This window comes from bacterium, assembly GCA_021158245.1.
Classification (GTDB): Bacteria; Zhuqueibacterota; QNDG01; order QNDG01; family QNDG01; genus QNDG01.
The window spans coordinates 1-2,983 of record JAGGVB010000072.1 but is presented as its reverse complement, the minus strand read 5'-3'; the positions used below and the strand labels follow the sequence as shown (position 1 = coordinate 2,983).

General features: G+C 40.5%; 4 protein-coding genes. All 4 read left to right on the top strand.

Going from position 1 to position 2,983, the window contains the following annotated elements:
* Positions 1-1,116 (top strand): NADH:ubiquinone reductase (Na(+)-transporting) subunit B (locus J7K93_04575; protein ID MCD6116269.1); only part of this gene is annotated, 1,116 nt, incomplete at its 5' end.
* The gene (locus J7K93_04570; protein MCD6116268.1) at positions 1,106-1,897 is read left to right on the top strand and encodes a Na(+)-translocating NADH-quinone reductase subunit C; all 792 of its coding nucleotides are present in this window, start codon (positions 1,106-1,108) and stop codon (positions 1,895-1,897) included. The genes J7K93_04575 and J7K93_04570, both read left to right, overlap by 11 nt.
* Positions 1,890-2,513: an NADH:ubiquinone reductase (Na(+)-transporting) subunit D gene (locus J7K93_04565; GenBank protein MCD6116267.1), complete on the top strand. Its 624-nt coding sequence runs from the start codon at positions 1,890-1,892 to the stop codon at positions 2,511-2,513. Before J7K93_04570 ends, J7K93_04565 begins: the two co-directional genes overlap by 8 nt.
* Positions 2,514-2,537: 24 nt before the next feature.
* The coding region (locus tag J7K93_04560) for an NADH:ubiquinone reductase (Na(+)-transporting) subunit E (protein MCD6116266.1) at positions 2,538-2,983 on the top strand (446 nt) is incomplete at its 3' end.

The following is a 2,983-nucleotide window of genomic DNA, read 5'->3' as shown; positions in this document are numbered from 1 at the left end:
CTGGACTCTTTTCTTTTTTCCACTGATGAAAGAACCCGGAGCGCTCCTCATGTAAGGGATTTTCTCGATTTTAAGAGAATGATGATAATGGTGGTTGTTGCAATGGTTCCGGCTGTAATTATGGCATTTTACAACACAGGGCTGCAGGCAAATCTTGCAATTGCAAAAGCCGGAGCAGCAGCGATTCCCAAAGATTTCCATTATACAATTCTGCAATTATTTAAAATCGGTTTTGATCCTGCAAATCCTCTCGACAACTTTCTGCACGGAGCTGTTTACTTTCTGCCTGTTTACATTGTATCTCTTGCTGCAGGCGGTTTGTGGGAAGTTTTGTTTGCAGTTGTCAGAAAACATCCCATAAACGAAGGATTTCTTGTAACAAGTCTGCTTTTCCCCATGATTCTGCCTCCTACAATACCTTTGTGGCAGACAGCTCTCGGAATCAGCTTTGGTGTTGTATTTGCCAAAGAGGTCTTTGGCGGCGTGGGAATGAATATCTGGAATCCTGCTCTTGCAGGCAGAGCATTTCTCTTTTTTGCATATCCGGCAAATATATCGGGAGATTCGGTGTGGATTGCAGTAAACGGAATAAGCAGCGCTACTCCTCTTGCTCAGGCAGCGGAAAAAGGCGTTCATCTTTCTGTTTCATGGTTTGATTCATTTATCGGCACAATTCCGGGATCAATGGGAGAAACTTCAACACTTGCATGCCTGATTGGTGCATTTATTCTGATTTTAACAGGTATAGGATCCTGGCGTATTATGGCAAGTATTGTTGCAGGTATGACAGTAACAGCTCTTTTATTTAATTTAACAGGCAGTACAACAAATCCCATGTTCGGACTTTCTCCCTTATGGCATTTTGTTCTGGGCGGATTTGCATTCGGTACTGTTTTTATGGCAACAGATCCTGTAAGCGCTGCAATGACAAGAAAAGGTAAATATTTTTATGGTCTGCTTATAGGAGTTGTAGTTGTGCTTATACGCGTGGTTAATCCTGCATATCCTGAAGGTATGATGCTTGCAATTCTGTTCGGCAATACATTTGCACCGATAATTGACCACTACGTTGTAAAATCCGGAATAAAAAAGGGAGCATTGCAATATGGCTCGTGAAAGCGCAAAAAAGACCCTGATTGTTGCATTGAGCATTTGTATTGTCTGCTCTTTTCTTGTGTCTCTTACTGCAGTATCATTAAAAGGAATGCAGGAAGAGAATAAAAAGAGGGAGAGAATTAAAAACATAATTGCAGCAGCAGGCATACCTGATGAATATCAAAATTCCGAAGATTTTTTTAAAAATAATATTATACCGATTGTTGTGGATATGAAAACATCCCGTGCCGTAAGCCCGGGAAAACTCCCTTTTAACCCTGAAGATTTTGACCTTGAATCAGTACTCAAAAAGCCTGACCTTTTAATTCCGGTTCCGACAGAAAGCGATATTGCCAAAATCGGCAAAATTCCTGCGTATATTGTTATTTACAAAGTGCTCAAAAATGACTTTGTTGATAAATTTATCTTCCCTGTTTACGGGAAAGGACTCTGGTCAACAATGTACGGGTATATTGCTCTTGACAAGGATTTAAGAACAGTGACCGGAATAACATTTTACCAGCACGGAGAAACCCCTGGACTTGGCGGAGAAATTGACAATAAAAAATGGAAAAAATCGTGGTCAGGCAAACAGGCATTTGATATTAACGGAAATATGAAAATCAGAGTTATCAAGGGGAAAGTAAAGGATAATGATCCTGAAAAAATGTACAAAATCAACGGCCTGTCCGGCGCTACTCTTACAACAAGAGGCGTTAACAATACGGTAAATTTCTGGCTGGGCCCCAAAGGATACGGCCCGTATCTTGATTATTTAAGGAGAAAAACCGGCAATGAATAAGTATGTTAAACTTGTTACAACTCCTGTTTTCCGGAAAAATCCTATCGGATATCACATACTCGGAATCTGTTCTGCACTTGCTGTTACTTCAAAACTTGAAACATCCATAGTTATGTCTCTTGCTGTGATTTTTGTTCTTTCTCTTTCAAATTTTTCCGTAAGTCTGATCCGGAAATCAATACCCGGTTCAATCAGAATTATCGTTGAGATGACAATAATCGCTTCCCTTGTTATCATAGCTGATCAGATTATCAAGGCTTTTGCTTATGACATAAGCAAACAGCTTTCTGTTTATGTTGGCCTTATTATCACTAACTGTATAATAATGGGAAGAGCAGAGGCCTTTGCTCTTCACAATCCTCCGGGGGACAGTTTTCTGGACGGTATTGGCAACGGCCTTGGCTACACTTTTATTCTTCTTATTGTGGGAACAATACGGGAGCTTTTCGGCTCAGGATCAATTTTGGGACACACAGTATTAAAATCTGTATCTGACGGAGGATGGTACTATCCCAACGGTCTTTTGCTGCTGCCTGCCAGCGCATTTTTTCTGCTGGGAATTATTATCTGGATTATGCGAACAATTAATCCCGAGGACACAGATGCCCACAGCTGATCAATGTAACAGGAGAATGGTATGCTGGAACATTATTTAAGTTTGTTTATAAAATCTATTTTTATTGAGAACATGGCACTGGCCTTTTTTCTCGGTATGTGTACATTTATTGCAGTATCCAAAAGGGTTGATTCTGCAATAGGTCTTGGCATTGCTGTTGTAGTGGTGCAGTCTGTCACCATGCCGTTAAACAATCTGATCTACCGCAATCTGCTTGCTCCGGGCGCGCTAAAATGGGCTGGAATGGAAAACCTTGACATCTCTTTTCTCGGACTTATAATTTACATTGGAGTTATTGCAGCCACTGTTCAGATTCTTGAAATGGTTCTTGATAAATTTTTCCCAAGCCTTTATAATGCTCTCGGAATTTTCCTGCCCCTTATTACTGTAAACTGTGCAATTCTCGGCGGCTCTCTTTTTATGGTTGAGAGAAATTATAATTTTGCAGAAAGTGCTGTATTCGGTGTGGG

Bases quoted from the DNA above. Each gene is read 5' to 3' on its own strand.
- J7K93_04570 (MCD6116268.1), top strand. From the start codon at position 1,106: ATGGCTCGTGAAAGCGCAAAAAAGACCCTGATTGTTGCATTGAGCATT.
- J7K93_04565 (MCD6116267.1), top strand. From the start codon at position 1,890: ATGAATAAGTATGTTAAACTTGTTACAACTCCTGTTTTCCGGAAAAAT.